Origin of the sequence: uncultured Bifidobacterium sp. (assembly GCF_949292005.1) — a bacterium.
GTDB lineage: Bacteria > Actinomycetota > Actinomycetes > Actinomycetales > Bifidobacteriaceae > Bifidobacterium.
The window spans coordinates 1-18,346 of sequence record NZ_CASEXV010000068.1 but is presented as its reverse complement, the minus strand read 5'-3'; the positions used below and the strand labels follow the sequence as shown (position 1 = coordinate 18,346).

The window sequence follows — 18,346 nt, the reverse complement described above, 5'->3', positions numbered from 1 at the left end:
GACCGAGAGTGGTTCGAAGAGACCAAGTAGGGTTATGAGTCTGCATGATTTCGCGGCCGGTGAGACCGGCCGTGGTCCCTCCATCCCCAGCGACCTATCCAACAACCCCCGCGCGGGCCAGTGGAGCAGCTCGCGCATGAGCCATGGGATGGTCGCCGACTACAAGCGCTTCCTCATGACGGATGGCGAGGGGATACGATGCTCTCTGTACGTCTCGGGCTGCCCCTTCCACTGCGAAGGCTGCTACAACGCCTCCATCTGGGACTTTCAGGCGGGTCGTCCGTATGATGAACGACTCGAAAACCAGATCATGGAGGACATGTCCCTCGACTACGTCCAGGGCATCACGTTCCTCGGCGGCGAGCCTCTGCTGAACACCGGCGTGCTGCTGCCATTGGCGCGCCGGATACGCGACCGCTTCGGACACGACAAGGACATATGGTGCTGGACCGGATACACGTGGGAGGAGCTCATGCGTTCCGGGGAGACCGACGACAAGATGGAGCTGCTGGATCTGATCGACATCCTGGTGGACGGTCGGTACGTAGCCACTCTGCATGATTCGCTTCTGCAGTTCCGTGGGTCGAGCAACCAGCGGATAATCGACGTGCCTCGCTCGCTGGAGTCGGGAACGGTGGTGGGTTGGGAGAAGCTTCATGATCAGGAGCGGTTCATTCCCGAGGTCTATGGCAAGGACCGCAGCGCGGGGGAGGGTTCCGCGTCCTGATGGGGGCCGATGGGGAACGATGCCGGCCGACGGAGGGTGGTATCCACCCGAAAATCTCGCTCTCGGGAAAGTCGTGTCGGCCTGCTGCTCGACTACATTACTTAACAGACAACGTGCCTTGCGGGTCGGAGTGGTGACTGGGTCGCGCGTCGACGTGATGGAGAGATGACGAGGTGAGCAGGTGAGCGAAGGTCAGAACGTGGCCGCGGATCGCGCCGACCGTCCGATTCGTATCGGATTGGATATCGGATCGACGACCGTCAAGGCCGTGGCCTTGGGTGCGGATGACCGTCTCGATGCCGCACTGTTCTCCGACTATCGTCGGCATCACGCCAATGTTCGCGCGACGGTCGCCGAGCTTCTCCGTGACGTCCAAAACGCCTTGTCCGCCGCGGGCCGCGGTGATGCTCCGCTTCAGGTGGCGATAACCGGATCGGGGGGAATCGGGCTTGCCGACAATCTGGGCGTCCCCTTCGTCCAGGAGGTCATCGCGGAGACGCGGGCGATCGACGAAAGGGTTCCCCAGGCCGATGTGATCATCGAGCTTGGCGGCGAGGACGCGAAGATCACCTATCTCAAGCCCACTCCCGAGCAGCGCATGAACGGCTCGTGCGCGGGCGGGACGGGGGCGTTCATCGACCAGATGGCGACCCTGCTGGATGTCGACGCCTCCGGACTTGACAAGCTCGCGGCCGACTACTCGAATCTCTATCCCATCGCGTCGCGCTGTGGTGTGTTCGCCAAAACCGACCTTCAACCGCTGATCAACGACGGTGCCGACAAACGCGATCTGGCGGCCTCCATCTTCACTGCCGTGGCCACCCAGACGATAGCCGGTCTGGCCTCGGGACGTCCCATTCACGGAACCGTGGTGTTCCTGGGTGGTCCGCTGTTCTTCCTGCCGCAACTTCGAGCCGCGTTTTCCCGTGCGCTTGAGGGCAAGGTCGATGAGTTCGTCACACCGGAGAACGCCCACTTGTACGTGGCGTATGGCGCCGCGCTTCTGGCCGACGACGACACGCAGATCGAGGATTCGGCGAGGCTTCGTCCGAGAACCTGCCGGGAGATCCTTGACGGCCTGGATCGGCTGAGCTCGCTGCCCAGTGACACTCCGACGATGCCTCCACTGTTCGCGACCGAGGACGATCGAGCCGCATTCATGGACCGTCATGGACGTGAGCAGGTGCGCATCGGTACTCTCGACGGTGCCGTCGGCCCCCATTTTCTGGGAATCGACGCGGGCTCCACCACGATCAAGGCCACGCTGGTCAACGATGACCGGGACATCGTCTGGTCGTCGTACGCCACAAACAACGGGAGCCCGTTGACAGCCGCAGTCGAGATCGTGCGGCGCATACAGGACGAGCTTCCCGACACCGCGTGGATCGCCCGCAGCTGTGCGACCGGATACGGTGAGGGACTTATCACCACGGGGCTGCATCTGGATGAGGGCGTCGTCGAGACGATGGCCCACTACCGTGGTGCGGAGATCGTCAGCCCGGGCGTCACCGCAGTGATCGACATCGGCGGTCAGGACATGAAGTACCTCGCCATCGCCGACGGGGTCATCGACTCGATCGCCGTCAACGAGGCGTGTTCGTCCGGCTGCGGATCGTTCCTCCAGACCTTCGCGCTGTCCATGGGCATGACCATCGAGGAATTCACCCAGGCGGCCCTCAACTCCGCGCATCCCGTGGATCTGGGGTCCCGGTGCACGGTGTTCATGAACTCCTCCGTCAAGCAGGCGCAGAAGGAGGGCGCCTCGATGGAGGACATCGCCGCCGGATTATGCTACTCGGTCGTGCGCAACGCCCTGTACAAGGTCATCAAGCTGCGCGACGCCGACCTTCTGGGCGACACGGTCGTGGTCCAAGGTGGGACCTTCCTCAACGACGCGGTTCTGCGGGCGTTCGAACTGCTCACCGGCCGCGAGGTGACCCGCCCCAACATCGCGGGTCTGATGGGTGCCTATGGCGCGGCCCTCACCGCGCGCATGCATTATGTGGACGACGCGCCCGACGGGCCGGCCCACACCACATCGACACTTCTCGGCGGAGCGGATCTCGATGGCCTGTCCATGACATCCGAACGCGACGTGTGCAAGCTCTGCCAGAACCACTGCAAGCTCACCATCACCACCTTCCAGGATGGGTCGCGTTACGTGACTGGAAACAGGTGCGAGCGCGGCGGCGACGCCAGGCGACATCGCTCCGACCGTCCGAACCTGTACGACTACAAATACAAAAGATGCTTCGGGTACCGCAGACTCACCGACAAAAAGGCCACCCGTGGCGAGATCGGCATACCGCGCGTCCTCAACATGTACGAGAACTATCCCTTCTGGTTCACGCTTCTGACCAATCTGGGATTCAAGGTCATGATCTCGGGACGCTCGAGCCATGAGCTGTTCGAGCGTGGCATCGAATCCATCGCATCCGACAACATCTGCTATCCCGCCAAGCTTGTCCACGGGCATATCGACTGGCTTCTCGACAAAGGAGTGCGCACCATTTTCTACCCGTGCGTGTCCTACGAGGAGGATCTCATCGCCGGGTCCGACAATCATTACAACTGCCCGGTCGTGGCGAATTATCCGGTCGTCGTCGGGGCGAACATGCCCGAGCTGCGCGCGGATGGCGTGCGGTACATGAGACCGTATTTCAATCTCGCCAACCATGACCTCATGCCCCAGCGCATCGTCGACGAGTTCTCATGGGCGGGGGTCACGCTGGACGAAGCCCAACGTGCGGTCAAGGCCGCTTATGCCGAGGATGCCCTTTTCAAGCACGATGTGCAGCAGGAGGGACTACTCGCCCTGGCCTATATGAAGGAGCACGACTGTCGGGGAATTGTGCTTGCCGGACGCCCCTACCACATTGATCCCGAAGTCAACCACGGAATTCCCGAGACCATCTGCTCCTTGGGCATGGTCGTGCTGTCGGAGGATTCGATATGCGAGCTGCAGCCGGGGGACGATCTGCATCTGAGCGACTATCTCGGCGCGGGCGACAAGGATCCCCATGCGCATGACGAGGATGGCTTCCGCTATGCGCTGCCGGTCCAGGCCCCGCATCTTCCTCTCCGCGTGACCAACCAGTGGGCCTACCACTCGCGCCTGTACGCGGCGGCGAATTTCGTGTCCTCGTATCCGGGTCTGGAACTCGTGCAGCTCAACTCCTTCGGTTGCGGACTCGACGCGATCACCACCGATCAGGTCAGCGAGATACTGGCCGACAAGTCCGATGTGTACACGCTGCTCAAAATCGACGAGGTCAGCAATCTGGGGGCCGCGAAGATCCGGCTGCGCTCGCTGAAGGCCGCGGTCGAGGAGCGTGAGAATCGGAAGAACGCAGAAACCCAGATGGGCGCCGCGAATTCCACGGCTGCTTCGTCGGGGTCGGGATTCCGGCACACCGGTTCGGCCGCGCCGACCCCTGGCCGTCAGGTTCTCCTCGATACCGTCATGGCCGCGAACCCCAAGCTCACCGCGTCCATGCGCGAGGCGTCGCGCAGGGCGTTCGCCAAGTCCGCTTCCACGCCCGCGTCCGGGAAAGCCCGCACCTCGGCGACGATGACCGCGTATTCGAACAAGATCCCCTTCGGCAGGTCCATGAAGAAGGACTACACCATCGTGGGACCGCAGATGAGCCCCATCCATATGTCCCTCATCGAGGCGGTCATCCGATCGGGAGGATACAAGTTCGACATTCTGCGCACCGCGTCGCATGATGACATCGAGCTCGGCCTCAAATACGTCAACAACGATGCCTGCTATCCGGCCATCGTCGTCGTCGGCCAGCTGGTCGATGCAATCGTTCAGGGCAAGTACGACCCCGACCATGTCGCCCTCGCCATCACCCAGACAGGCGGGATGTGCCGCGCGACCAACTATTTCGGCTTGATCCGCAAGGCCCTCGTCGACGCCGGGTATCCGCAGGTGCCGGTGATCGCGCTGAGCACCCAGGGGATCGAGGACAACCCCGGTTTCACGGCGACGCCGGGAATGCTGCACAGAGCCGTCAAGGCGCTGTCCATCGGCGATCTTCTTCTCAAATGCCTCATGCGCGTGCGTCCCTACGAGGCGACGCCCGGAAGCGCGAATGAGCTGTACCGCATGTGGGACCAGATCGCACGGGAGATGATCATGCACCACGGACGGTCGACGACGGCCAAGAAGCGTCTGGGCCGTGGATATATGACCTATCCCCAGCTGGCGAAGGCCATCGTGGCCAGTTTCGACGGCCTTGAACTTCGCGACATCCCGCGCAAGCCGCGTGTGGGCGTCGTGGGGGAGATTCTCGTCAAATACCATCCGGATGCCAACAATCATCTGGTCGATGTGATCGAATCGCAGGATTGTGAGGCGGTCGTCCCCGGCATGATGGAATTCATGACGACCCGGCCGTACATATCGGATTGGAACGAGAAGCATTTGGGAACGGGTGGGAACAAGCTTACATATGCCGTCATGCGCTGGGGAATCGACCGGTATCTCAATCCGATCCGCCATGCCATCGACACCGCCCACGGCAAGTTCAGCCAAGACCTGCCAATGCCCGAGCTTGTCCGCAAGGCGGCCGAGGTGACCTCCATCGGAGTGCAGGCCGGCGAGGGTTGGCTGCTCACCGGCGAGATCATCGAACTGGTGGAGTCCGGCTGCTCGAACGTGGTGTGTGCGCAGCCCTTCGCCTGTCTTCCGAACCATGTCACAGGACGGGGCATGTTCGGCAAGATCCGCCGCCTGCATCCCGAGGCCAACATCGTGTCGATCGACTATGATCCTGGTGCTTCGGAGGCCAATCAGCTCAACAGAATCAAGCTCATGATCTCCACGGCCAAGAAGCGTCAACCGGTGCGCCCATAGCCGAATCGTGATGTGGCCCGCACGCGCCCGCATCCTTGGTTCTGCGCCCATGCCTATGGTTCGCCATCGGCGTTTCCTATGACGGTGGGGCGTGCCGACTCCCGCCCCTCCCGTAGGATGAGCGCATGGTCACGCCACGCATCAGCTACGCCCATCTCGGCGCCACGGTCAATCCCCGGCATCTCGCGAGTCTGGTGTCGTTCTTCGAAGCGGGGGCCAAATCGGGGCCGGGAGGTTTCGGCGTGGAGATCGAGCATCTTCCCGTCCGCAACGGAACCGATGAGGCCGTCAACTACTATGAGCCGCGAGGTGTGGAGACGCTGCTCGGCCGGCTGCGTCCCAATTACGACGTCGACCGTGAGTACTGGGAGAATGGTCGCCTTGTCGGTCTGGCGAGGGATGGAATATCCATCTCGCTTGAACCGGGTGCCCAGGTCGAATGCTCCATCGGAGTGCTCAGGGCCCCGGAGGAGCTGGGGAGGGTGTATCGGGCCTTCCGCTCCGAGGCGGACCCCATTCTTGACGACTTGGGCTTCCGTCTTGTCTCCTATGGATATCAGCCGAAAACCGGTTTCGCCGATATCCCCGTGAACCCCAAAAGCCGCTACGCCGCCATGAGCGACTACCTCGGCCGGGTGGGGCAGTACGGGCTGTGCATGATGCGCTGCTCCGCCTCCACCCAGGTGAGCATCGACTACCGCGATGAGGCCGACGCGATAGCCAAACTGCGAGTGGGGACGGCGGTCGGTCCCATCCTTGCCTGGTTCTTCCGCAACGCTCCGTACTTCGAAGGTGCGGAGAACCCCTTCCCCCTGTTGCGCCAACGCATGTGGGACGCTCTCGACTTCCAGAGGACGAACGTCATACCCGGCCTGTACGACCCGCGTTTTGGCTGGGAGGACTATGCGGTCGACGTGCTGTCGACGCCGTTGATGTTCGCCGATCTTACGCATACGCCGGAGGCGGACGTCCTGCCGGAGACCGATAAGCATCGCGCGGCCTTCCGCGAGAACGCGGGCGAGATATACCCCGACCGCGCGCTCAACGCCTATGAGATCAATCACGTCATCTCCACTCATTTCAACGATGCGAGGCTCAAGAACTTCATCGAGTTCAGGCATTGGGACTCCCTGCCGTTGGCCCGCGCGGAGCGTCTCACGCAGATCATCGGCTCGCTGTTCTACGATGGGCGGAATCTGGAGCGTCTGGCGTCGTTCTTCGAGGGGATCAATGAGTTGGACGTCTACGAGGCGAAGGCCAACATCCAGGCGTTCGGCGCGGAGGCGACACCCTACGGACGGCCCTGGGATTTCTGGCGTGAGTTTCTGGAGCTTGGCGGGTTGCTTGAGGATGTGCCGGGGGATCCGGCGCATCCGGAGGTGTTCCAGCGTTAGTGGGCGCGTGATGCCGGCAGCCTGACGCCATGATTACGCTGATTGTTGTATATGCGGCATGTTGTATGTGAGCCATATTAGGATGACCGCTGTGGAGAGAAGCGACACCGTCGGCGAACGCCGTGCCATCGATGAGACAGGCACCGTGGAAAAGCGCAGCATAGGCATCGACATCAGCAGTCTGAATCGCCGGATACGACGTTATCTGAGTGCGACCATGCCGGACAACGCGCGTATCGCCACAGGCGGCAACGCCCACATCATCATGTTCCTCGCCCGCCATCGCGCCGAGACCATCGTGCAGAGGGACATCGAAAGACGTTTCTGCATCACGCGGTCCACGGCTTCGCGTGTGCTGGCGTTGATGGAGCGCAAAGGTCTCATCGTCCGCGAGTCGGTGCCCGGTGACGCCCGTATGAAGCGCATTCTGCTCACGGACAGCGCCGACGCCATCGTCGAGGGTCTCGTGGCCAATGCGATGCGGATGGAGGAGGAGCTCTTTGTGGGATTCACTCCCGAGGAGCGTGGACGCCTGGCCTGCTACATCGACCGACTCACGGCGAACATCGACGCGGCGCAGTACCGTCATGCCCACTCTGGGGCGCCGATGGATGGGCCGAGTGACGATGGTGAGGGTGCCGCAACGGAGAGAACGAAGGAGATCAACGAGTGACGACAGCCATTGATGAGGTCGGAGGCACGCTCCGGCAGGAGCCGGCGACACCGACGCATGTGATACGCACGCTGCTGGGCAGTCTGCGGGAGTTCAAACGACCCACGCTGCTCACACCGATGTTCGTGGTCGTCGAAGGGGTGTTGGAGATCCTCATCCCCACGCTGATGGCCACGCTCATCGACCAGGGCATCGCGGGCGGATCCATGCCGCTGATCTGGCGTTTCGGAGTGATACTCATCGCATGCTCCGTGGTGTCGATGGCATGCGGCTTCCTGTCCGGACGATTCGCGGCGGTCGCGGCGGCGGGATTCGCCCGCAATCTGCGGCATGACCTGTTTTCCAAGGTGCAGTCCTTCAGCTTCACGAACATCGACCGTTTCTCGACGGGATCGATCATCACCCGGCTGACAACGGATGTGACGAACCTGCAGAACGCCTACCAGATGCTTATCAGACTGGGCGTGAGGGCTCCCGTCATGGTGGTGGTCGCATGGCTGTTCACCTATCGGATCAGTCCTTCGATCTCGCTGGTCTTCCTGGCGGCGGTGCCGATTCTCGGGGGCGGGCTGATCGCTCTGGTGTTCCTTGTCCATCCGGTCTTCGAGCGCGTCTTCCACACCTACGATCGGCTCAACAACGTCGTGGACGAGAACCTGCAGGGCGTGCGCGTGGTCAAGTCCTACAACCGCGAGGACCATGAGGTGTCGAAGTTCGGCAGGATATCCCAGTCGATATTCGACGACTTCACCAAGGCCGAGAAGATCATGAGCTTCAACATGCCGCTTCTGCAGTTCTGCATGTACGCCACCATGATCCTCATCGCGTGGATCGGTGCCAGACAGATCGTGGCCTCCGGCAACAGCTCGGCTCTTGGATTGACGACCGGCGATCTGACGGCCCTGGTGACGTACGCCATGCATATCCTCATGTCGATGATGATGCTGTCGATGATCGTCGTCATGGTCATCATCTCGCAGGCCTCGGCCGAACGCATCTGCCAGGTCCTGCAGGAGACCAGCACGGTGACGGATCCCGACAACCCCCGGATGGACGTTCCCGACGGATCGGTGGACTTCGACCACGTGACGTTCCGCTATGCGACCAGCTCCGAAAGGCCCGTTCTCGACGACATCTCCCTGTCCATTCCCTCCGGCTCCACCCTCGGCATCGTGGGCGGGACGGGATCGTCCAAGTCCAGTCTGGTGCAGCTCATTCCGCGTCTCTACGACGTGTCCGGCGGCTCGCTGAAGGTCGGCGGCCACGACGTGCGCGAATACGATCTGACCGCGCTGCGCGACCAGGTGGCCATGGTGCTTCAGAAGAACGTGCTGTTCAGCGGCACGATCGCCGAGAACCTGCGCTGGGGCAATCCCGCCGCGAGCGACGAGGAGATCCGCCACGCCGCGCGTCTGGCCCAGGCGGACGGGTTCATCACCGAGTTTCCCGACGGTTACGACACCCACATCGAGCAGGGTGGCACCAATGTTTCGGGCGGACAGCGCCAGCGTCTGTGCGTCGCGAGGGCGCTGCTCAAACGGCCGCGGATCCTGATATTGGACGACTCCACCAGCGCGGTCGACACGAAAACCGACCGTCTGATACGCGAGGCGTTCCACGATGAGATACCCGACACCACCAAGATCATCATCGCGCAGCGCGTGGCGTCGGTGCAGGATTCGGACCTCATCGTCGTCATGGAGGAGGGCCGGATCATCGACAGGGGCACGCACGAGCAGCTGCTGGAGACCTGCGACGAATACCGTTCGATCTACGAATCTCAGACGCAGAACAAGGGAGGCGATCTGGATGCCTAAGGCGACGACCATGAACCATGCGCCGATGAAGGCGGCTCCGGGAACCACCAAGCGCATCTTTGGATACATCATGCGCTACCGCTGGCGGGTGGTGACCATCATCGTGTGCATCCTTCTGGGGGCCGCGGCGCAGGCGGGATCGGCCCTTTTTCTCCAGTCCCTGATCGACACGTACATCCTTCCGTTGGTCGGAGCGTCCGACCCCGACTGGGGGCCGCTTCTGACCGCGCTGACCCTGATGGGTTGCCTCTACGCGGTCGGCGTGTTCAGCACCTGGCTGTGGAACTGGCTGATCGTGACCGTGGAGCAGGGCACGCTCAAGGACATCCGCGACGAGATGTTCGTGCATCAGCAGCGCCTCCCGATCAGCTATTTCGACACCCATGAGCATGGCGACACCATGAGCCGCTATACCAACGACACCGACACGCTCAGGCAGGCGATATCACAGTCGTTCCCGGAGATGTTCTCCTCAGGCGTGTCGGCCTTGGCGGCTCTGATCTCCATGCTGTGGCTCTCCATCCCCTTCACCGTGTTCACGCTGGTGTTCACCGTTCTGCTGGTGGCGGTTGTGCGGTTCATGGTCACCCGCAGCGGCATGTTCTTCATCCGCCAGCAGCAGACCCTGGGAGAGGTCAACGCCTTCGTCGAGGAGGCCGTCAACGGCCAGAAGGTCATCAAGGTCTTCAACCATGAGAACGCGACGGCCACGGAGTTCGACCGCCGCAACGAGAAGCTCTACCGGGCCTCGGCCGCGGCCAACACCTTCGGCAACAACATCATGCCGGTCGTGGGGAACATGGGGTACATGCTCTATGTGCTCCTCGCCATCGTCGGCGGAGCCACCGCGTTGGCGGGATGGGGGAACGTGGGACTGTCGGGCTCGGGGACGCTCACTCTGGGCACCCTGATCGCCGTGCTCACGCTGTCGCGCGCCTTCGTCAACCCGATCGGCCAGGTGTCCATGCAGTTCAACATGGTCATGATGGCGCTCGCCGGCGCATCCCGTATCTTCGCCCTCATGGACGAACCGGTGGAAAGCGACGACGGCACGGTGCATCTGGTCAACGTCGAGCTCGCCTCCGATGGGCGGACCATGACGGAGGTCGACCGCGAGACGGGGCATTGGGCGTGGCACCGCGCCGCGGACGACGATGGGACACGGTCGCTCGCCGCGGCGTCGAAGCTTCATGGCACCGCGCGCGAGGTGGCCCTGAAGGCCAAGGAGAGCGCGGTGACATCGCCGGACGGCCGTTACACGTTGCTTCGCGGCGACGTGAGGTTCACGGAGGTGACTTTCGGATACTCTCCCGACAAGCCCGTGCTCCACGGCATCACCTGGTTCGCCAAGCCCGGCCAGAAGATCGCCCTTGTGGGTGCCACCGGCGCGGGGAAGACCACCGTCACGAACCTCATCAACCGCTTCTACGACATCCAGGAGGGGCAGATCCTTTATGACGGGATCGACGTGCGCAACATCGTCAAACCCGATCTTCGGCGCTCGCTGGGCATCGTGCTCCAGGATGTCAACCTCTTCACCGGCACGGTGATGGACAACATCCGCTACGGGCGTCTGGACGCCACCGACGAGGAATGCATCGCCGCGGCGCGGCGCACGAACGCGGACGGGTTCATCCGGATGCTTCCGCAGGGTTATCACACCGTTCTTCAGGGTGATGGCAGCGGACTGTCGCAAGGGCAGCGCCAGCTGGTGTCGATCGCGCGCGCTGCCGTCGCCGATCCGCCGGCCATGATTCTGGACGAGGCCACAAGTTCCATCGACACGCGCACGGAGGAGGTCGTGCAGGCGGGCATGGACGCCCTGATGAGGGGCCGCACCGTGTTTGTCATCGCCCACAGGCTGTCCACCGTGCGCAATTCGGATGTCATCATGGTTCTCGATCATGGACGCATCGTCGAGCGTGGATCGCATGACGAGCTCCTCGCCAAGCGCGGGGAGTACTACCAGCTGTACACGGGAGCGGTCGAGCTGGAATAGGAGCAGCGGAGTAGGCCGATGGCGTACAAGCCATCCGCAGCCGGTGCTATGATGAGCCGCGATATGGGGTTCGTCGAGTTCTCGGCGGAGCTTGGACGATGATCCGTCATCAGCGGGGAGTCCTCGGAAGAACGGCGATGGCGGCGCGCGGATGGCGCGCGGATGGCGTCGCCTACTAGACCCGACGGGATCGGCCCGACACAGCCGAATGCAAGTGGTCATGCCAGAGGCCGTCATCGTGGCGTCCGGCATGACAAGCGGGGTGGTACCGCGGTGTCGCCGATCCAGTGATCGCGGCCTCGTCCTCGCAGGTGATGGAGTGAACCTGCGAGACGAGGAGAGCAACGGTGAGTGAATCCACCAATTCCCATGCGTATCCCAAGGCGACGGCTGACGGTTCCCGGGACCGTGTGACCCCGAGCCCCGATTTCCCCGCATTGGAGACGTCGGTTCTCAAGTACTGGGACGGCGACAAAACGTTCGAGAAGTCCGTGGAGCGCCGTCCCTCCGGCGACCACAGCCAGAACGAGTTCGTGTTCTTCGACGGCCCGCCCTTCGCCAACGGGCTTCCCCACTACGGTCATCTTCTCACCGGCTACGCGAAGGACGTGATCCCGCGCTACCAGACGATGAAGGGCCGCCGTGTCAACCGCGTCTTCGGCTGGGACACGCACGGCCTTCCCGCCGAGCTTGAGGCGCAGAAGGAACTGGGCATCGAGTCGGTCGACCAGATCAACGAGATGGGCATCGAGAGGTTCAACGACGCCTGCCGCACATCCGTCCTCAAATACACCAACGAGTGGCGCGACTACGTGCATCGTCAGGGCCGTTGGGTGGACTTCGAGCATGGCTACAAGACGCTGGACATCCCCTACATGGAGTCCGTCATGTGGGCGTTCAAGCAGTTGTACGACAAGGGTCTGGCGTATCAGGGCCATCGGGTTCTGCCGTACTGTCCGAACGATCGCACGCCGTTGAGCGCCCATGAGCTGCGCATGGACGCGGACGTGTACCAGGACCGTCAGGACACCACCGTGTCGGTCGCCGTCAGGCTGCGTGACGAGGAGGACGCCTACGCGGTGTTCTGGACCACCACGCCGTGGACGGTTCCGACCAACTTCGCCATCGTCGTCGGCGCGGACATCGATTACGTGGAGGTCCGTCCCACGCAGGGACGCTTCGCGGGCAGGAAGTTCTATCTCGGCAAGCCGCTGCTCGCCTCGTACGCCAAGGAGCTGGGGGAGGACTACGAGGTGGTCCGCGAGCTCAAGGGCGCGGACATGGAGGGCTGGCGCTACTGGCCGGTCTTCCCATACTTCTCCGATGACGCGGCGACGGGAGAGAACGGCACGCCCGGTCCTAACGCCTACCGGATCTTCACCGCGGACTACGTCGACACCGTCGAGGGAACCGGACTCGTGCATCAGGCCCCCTACGGCGAGGATGATATGGCGACCCTGACCGCCAAGGGCATCAGGTCCGTGGACGTGCTCGACGAGAGCTGCACGTTCACTTCGCTGTGCCCGGATTACGAGGGTCTGTACGTCTTCGACGCGAATCTGCCGATACTGCGCAACCTGCGTGCCGGCGACGGCCCGCTGGCCCGCATCCCCGAGGAGCATCGCGCGATCCTCCTCCAGGAGAAGAGCTATGTGCATTCCTATCCGCACTGCTGGCGTTGCGGCACCCCGCTGATCTACAAGCCGGTGTCCAGCTGGTTCGTGTCGGTGACGAAGATCAAGAAGCGTCTGCTGGAGCTCAACCAGGAGATCAACTGGATCCCCGGCAACGTCAAGGACGGCCAGTTCGGCAAGTGGCTGGCCAACGCCCGCGACTGGTCGATCTCCCGCAACCGCTTCTGGGGGTCGCCGATTCCCGTGTGGGTCTCGGACGATCCGAAGCATCCCCGCGTCGACGTCTACGGATCGCTCGAGGAACTCAAACGCGACTTCGGAGACTACCCGCGTGATCGCAAAGGGCAGATCAACATGCACCGGCCCTTCATCGACGAGCTCGTGAGGGTCAACCCCGACGATCCGACCGGGAAGTCGCATATGCGCCGCATCAGCGACGTGCTGGACTGCTGGTTCGAGTCCGGATCGATGTCCTTCGCCCAGTTCCACTACCCCTTCGAGAACAAGGAGTACTTCGAGCAGCATTTTCCGGCGGACTACATCGTCGAATACATCGGCCAGACGCGCGGATGGTTCTACCTTCTGCATGTGATGGCGACCGCGCTGTTTGATCGTCCGGCGTTTAGGAACGTCATCTGCCACGGGATCGTGCTGGGCAGCGACGGGCAGAAGATGAGCAAGCATCTGCGCAACTACCCGGACGTGAACGGGGTGTTCGACAAGTTCGGATCCGACGCCATGCGCTGGTTCCTCATGAGCTCGCCGATCCTGCGCGGCGGCAACCTCATCGTCACCGCCGATGGCATCCGCGACACGGTCCGCCAGGTCATGCTGCCCGTGTGGAGCTCGTACTACTTCTTCACCCTGTACGCCAACGCGGCCAACGAGGGGAGCGGCTTCGAGGCGCGTTCGCTGCGTCCCGACGAGGTTGCCGGACTGCCGCGCATGGACCGGTACCTGCTCGCCAGGACCAGACTCCTCGTGGAGCGCACGGAGAAGGCGCTGGACGACTTCGCCATCTCCGACGCCTGCGCCGCTGCGTCCGACTTCATCGACCTGCTCACCAACTGGTACATCCGCAACACGCGCGACCGCTTCTGGAACGAGGACCCGCAGGCGTTCAACACCCTGTACACGGTGTTGGAGGTCTTCATGCGCGTCCTTGCGCCGCTTGCGCCGATGGAGGCCGAGACCGTGTGGCGCGGTCTGACGGGCGGCGAGTCCGTGCATCTGGCGGACTGGCCGTTCGTCCGTGATGAGACGACCGGCGAGGACACCAAGCTGGGCCGCGTGCTGGTCGCCGACGACGCGCTCGTCGCCGCGATGGAGAAGGTGCGCGAGATCGTCTCCGGGACCCTGTCGCTGCGCAAGGCCGGGCACGTCCGCGTCCGTCAGCCGCTGTCGAAGCTGACCGTTCTCATCCCGGATCCGCAGGCCGCCGAGCCGTACACCGATCTGCTGAAGGCGGAGCTCAACGTGAAGGAGGTGGAGTTCCTCACTCTGGAGGAGGCTCCGACGCACGGGCTGCACATCCTCCATCGGCTGCGGGTCAACGCCCGTGCCGCGGGGCCGCGTCTGGGCAGGTCCGTCCAGGCGGCGATCAAGGCCGCGAAGAGCGGAACCTGGCATGTGGACGAGAAGAGCGGGCATCCCATCGAGGAGACGCAGCAGGGTGAGATCGAGCTGATCGAGGGCGAGTTCGAGATGCTCGATGAGGTCGAAGAGGAGGATGCCGCCCATTCGCATAACGTGGTGTCCGCGCCTCTGCCGACCGGCGGATTCGTGCTGCTCGACACTGCGCTCACCGCTGATCTGGTCGCCGAGGGGTATGCCCGCGATGCGATCCGCTCCGTGCAGGACGCCCGCAAGGAGGCCGGTCTCGACATCTCCGATCGCATCTCGCTGCGGCTCGTCGTTCCGGCCGCCGACGCGGCGAAGGTCGAGGAGTTCCGCGATCTCATCATGCATGAGACGCTGGCGACCAGTATGGATGTGACGGCGGATGCTGATGCGGCGGAGCTGGGGGTGACGGTCGCCAAGGCCTGAAGATGTGATGATGGGCGGATGGTGGCGGATCTCGTGCTTCGCGGGGTTCGCCACCATCCATGTGTTTGGCGCATCTTTTCAGTGGCAAGCCGGGAATTCCCCGGCAATTCCATGACAATGGAAATAATGAATCATGGATAAGTCGGTTTCGTCCATAGCTGTTTTCGGCGTAGTGGCGCGTTGCCCATACTCTACAATGAGCTTATTGAAGGCTTAGATTGATGGAGAGTTGGGGTATCATGTCAAAAAAATCTACGAGTACAGCTAAATCCGGGGGAAAGCTGGCTGCGTCCCTCGGTGTTGTCACCTTATTGTCGCAGTTTGTTACTCCGGAGATGCTCGACAAGACAGCCACATGGTTGAAAGAGAAGAATTTTTCGGAAAAGTTCATTGAGCTGGTCGCAAAGATTCATCTGCCCGAGAGCAAGAATTCGTTGGAAAATATTGGATATCAATGTGATGCGGTTGAGGAGATCATCCTAACGAAATCCGCTGAGCTCGCAGACGATGCGCCCATTAACGAATGGCGTAGTGAGCTGGGCAAAATTCGCAGGGGTGTCGAGCTGATCGCTAAATCTCCGCGAACCGACCGCAAAAAGGCCAAAGCTCTTGAGCAGCGGGCCAAAAAACTTTTCAATAGCGTTTTTACTGCCGCCGTCAACTAATACGAGAAATATCGAAAAGCAAGCATGGAAGGTCCTTGAATGGATTCTCGGGAGACTGCCTCTGAGTCGGATGAACAATACGATATCCGCGTGATCAAGGACGACCAGGGCATGTTGATTTTCGGCGATGATGCCGCCGTGGAATCATGGCTTGATGCTACCGGCTTGCGAGAGCGGTCCCGCAGTGTGACAACGCGGGCACTGCAGACAGGAAGCGCAGGATTCCAGTTTTTTGCCGATGCCGCTTCTCAAGGTGGTCGTTGGGTCAAGCTCACCGAGGAGTCAGCCCGGAAAGTTGCCCAATACGGGAACAATGGCACTGGCGTTGTGCGTGAGAGCGGCAAGATTCGGGGTATACTCCATTTCGAAAATCTGTCCAAGGTGTCATCGTGGGCCAACCCGCAGCTGTTGTCCGGGGTCGCCGGCGTAATGACGCAGATGGCGCTTGAGCAGAGTATCCAAGAGATTACTGATTACCTCGGGGTCATCGACAGTAAGATAGATGATCTTCTGCAGGATCAAAAAGACCAATCGATCGCCAATCTGGTTGGCGTGGCTCATATGATTGACGAAACGATGATGATCCGCAGCAAGGTCGGCATCGTGACGGAAACCACATGGTCGAAAATATCCGGCTGTCCACAGGATTTGGTGCGTGCTCAGGGCTTTGCGCTGTTAAAAATCGAGGGGCTATCTCAAAAACTGTCTGAAGAGGGAGATGCCGTTGAAGCCGAACGGCTGAGCATTCAATTGAACAAGGACATCACTGAGTGGTTGTCCATTCTTGGCAATGCCGTACAGCTCCAGGACAAGTTATACGTATTGGAACTTGATCGTGTGATGGCGGAAAGTCCTGAAACGCTTGAGGCGCACAGGGAAGGCATCATCGAGGCACGCCGCACACGTCTGCATGATATTGAATCCAAGCTATTCCAGCTCAATGCCAACATGCGACAGTCAGCTCAGAACGTTCGTGAGCAGAAGGTGCTCCATCCTTTCGCCGTGAACCATACGCTCCAGCTGTTGGACGACGTCAATGACCGCATTGTTCATTTCGCCATGTCGATCGGCATAGAGGCTGAACGGATCGAGATAGAAATGGCGCCGAGATGGAAAGATGCGGCTGGCAAACTCATTGTCGATGGGGCGAACCATCTGGGCCAGGGCGCGAAGCAGGTAGGCGATGGCGCTGTGCGGCTGGGACAGAACACCGAGCGGGCCATTGGTGGAGGAGTAAAAGGAGCAAAACAACTGGGAAGCGATCTCGCTGTCGGCTTCGATAATGCCACAAAGAAGATGACGGGCCTTTTCGGCAAGAACAAGAAATAACGGCGTGGAGAATGGTGACGGTCCGTGCTCTGTGCGTTCGCATTGATGCGCACCGCGTGCAGTCTTGGCCAGTGCTGACATGCGTTGATGCACAAGCCGACGGCTGCGGTTACCGCCAATGTCCGGCGGGAATATGATGGCGATTTCGCCACCACACCGTCTTGCGATCTGCATTGCGAACTATCATGGTGACAGTCATAGCAACTGAGCGCTTGATAACCAATCGCGGAGTAGAGAGAAACGGGATATGTCGGGTTCGCAAACGGGAGCCTCTGGCTCATCGGCGACCGGCAGCGCCGGGGCAGCCTTTGCACCTCCATCGCCTTTCCGATTTCGACAATCGGTCAACGCTCAGATGAAGCGCCACTACAAGGTGATTGTGAGAAACGCAGTGACATCAGCTGAGCAGGGTTGGGTAGAGACGCGAAAGTACGGGGAGAGGGCATGAGCAGCTATACGCAGTCCCAAAGCGAGAGTGAATTCGAGTTGCAGTTGATCGAACAGCTGTGCAATCGGGGGCTATTCCAGCGATCGGATTTCGAAGGAGGGCTCGCGGATCAGGATGCCCAGATTCGGGCGCCGCAGTATCTTTCATCGGAGAAGTTCTGGCAGTATGAACGCGATATCAAGTCTACCGAACAGCTGTGGGCGAATTTCAAGGCGATCCTGGACCGGCACAACCAGAACGTCCTTGATCAGCCGCTAAGCGCCGTCGAGTTCGCGCAGGTGAGAAACACGATCTCGAATCTGAGCACGCCATACCAGGCGGGTCAGTTTCTCTATGGCCTTAACGGCGTCTCGCAGATCGAGGTTGATCTGGATGACGGCAGGCATGTGTTCCTCACGGTTTTCGATCAGAAGCAGATTGGTGCCGGCGACACCGTATATCAGGTGGTGAATCAGATCAAGCGGCCAGCCGTTATCGCGGGCAAGGAGAATCGACGTTTTGACACCACATTGTTGATTAACGGGCTGCCGATCATTCAGATCGAGGAGAAACGCGATACACACGATGTCAACGAGGCGCTCAACCAGATGCACCAGTACATCGATGAGAACCAGTACCACGATATTTTCTCCACAGTGCAGATTTTGGTGGCTCTTACCCCGAATAATGTCAGATACATGGCGAATACGACTTCCGATCAATTCAACAAGGATTTTGCATTCCATTGGCAGCGCAGGGATGATAACAGCG

10 protein-coding genes are annotated in these 18,346 nt (G+C 61.2%); all 10 read left to right on the top strand.

Features of this window, described 5'->3' with window-relative positions:
* Positions 1-34 precede the first annotated feature (34 nt).
* Entirely contained in the window at positions 35-727 is a 693-nt protein-coding gene (gene nrdG, locus Q1X90_RS05060) for an anaerobic ribonucleoside-triphosphate reductase activating protein (RefSeq protein ID WP_300767187.1), read from the top strand.
* A gap of 181 nt (positions 728-908) precedes the next feature.
* A complete protein-coding gene (locus tag Q1X90_RS05055) occupies positions 909-5,591 on the top strand; it encodes an acyl-CoA dehydratase activase-related protein (protein WP_300767186.1) in 4,683 nt (1,560 codons plus the stop codon).
* A 125-nt stretch (positions 5,592-5,716) separates the two neighbouring features.
* Positions 5,717-6,985: a glutamate-cysteine ligase family protein gene (locus Q1X90_RS05050; protein ID WP_300767184.1), complete on the top strand. Its 1,269-nt coding sequence runs from the start codon at positions 5,717-5,719 to the stop codon at positions 6,983-6,985.
* 91 nt (positions 6,986-7,076) lie between these two features.
* Positions 7,077-7,658, top strand: a complete 582-nt coding sequence (locus tag Q1X90_RS05045; RefSeq protein ID WP_300767182.1) for a MarR family transcriptional regulator — start codon at positions 7,077-7,079, stop codon at positions 7,656-7,658.
* Entirely contained in the window at positions 7,655-9,475 is a 1,821-nt protein-coding gene (locus Q1X90_RS05040; RefSeq protein ID WP_300767180.1) for an ABC transporter ATP-binding protein, read from the top strand. Before Q1X90_RS05045 ends, Q1X90_RS05040 begins: the two co-directional genes overlap by 4 nt.
* Positions 9,468-11,474, top strand: a complete 2,007-nt coding sequence (locus tag Q1X90_RS05035; RefSeq protein WP_300767178.1) for an ABC transporter ATP-binding protein — start codon at positions 9,468-9,470, stop codon at positions 11,472-11,474. Before Q1X90_RS05040 ends, Q1X90_RS05035 begins: the two co-directional genes overlap by 8 nt.
* Before the next feature lie 347 nt (positions 11,475-11,821).
* On the top strand, positions 11,822-15,154 hold the full coding sequence (gene ileS / locus Q1X90_RS05030; RefSeq protein ID WP_300767176.1) for a mupirocin-resistant isoleucine--tRNA ligase: 3,333 nt from the start codon (positions 11,822-11,824) through the stop codon (positions 15,152-15,154).
* A 239-nt stretch (positions 15,155-15,393) separates the two neighbouring features.
* Positions 15,394-15,819: a hypothetical protein gene (locus tag Q1X90_RS05025; RefSeq protein ID WP_300767174.1), complete on the top strand. Its 426-nt coding sequence runs from the start codon at positions 15,394-15,396 to the stop codon at positions 15,817-15,819.
* Positions 15,820-15,858: 39 nt separating this feature from the next.
* A complete protein-coding gene (locus tag Q1X90_RS05020) occupies positions 15,859-17,148 on the top strand; it encodes a hypothetical protein (protein WP_300767172.1) in 1,290 nt (429 codons plus the stop codon).
* A 444-nt stretch (positions 17,149-17,592) separates the two neighbouring features.
* Positions 17,593-18,346: type I restriction endonuclease (locus tag Q1X90_RS05015; protein WP_300767170.1), on the top strand; the 754-nt coding region annotated here is incomplete at its 3' end.

Bases quoted from the DNA above. Each gene is read 5' to 3' on its own strand.
- nrdG (WP_300767187.1), top strand. From the start codon at position 35: ATGAGTCTGCATGATTTCGCGGCCGGTGAGACCGGCCGTGGTCCCTCC.
- Q1X90_RS05050 (WP_300767184.1), top strand. From the start codon at position 5,717: ATGGTCACGCCACGCATCAGCTACGCCCATCTCGGCGCCACGGTCAAT.
- Q1X90_RS05035 (WP_300767178.1), top strand. From the start codon at position 9,468: ATGCCTAAGGCGACGACCATGAACCATGCGCCGATGAAGGCGGCTCCG.
- Q1X90_RS05025 (WP_300767174.1), top strand. From the start codon at position 15,394: ATGTCAAAAAAATCTACGAGTACAGCTAAATCCGGGGGAAAGCTGGCT.
- Q1X90_RS05020 (WP_300767172.1), top strand. From the start codon at position 15,859: ATGGATTCTCGGGAGACTGCCTCTGAGTCGGATGAACAATACGATATC.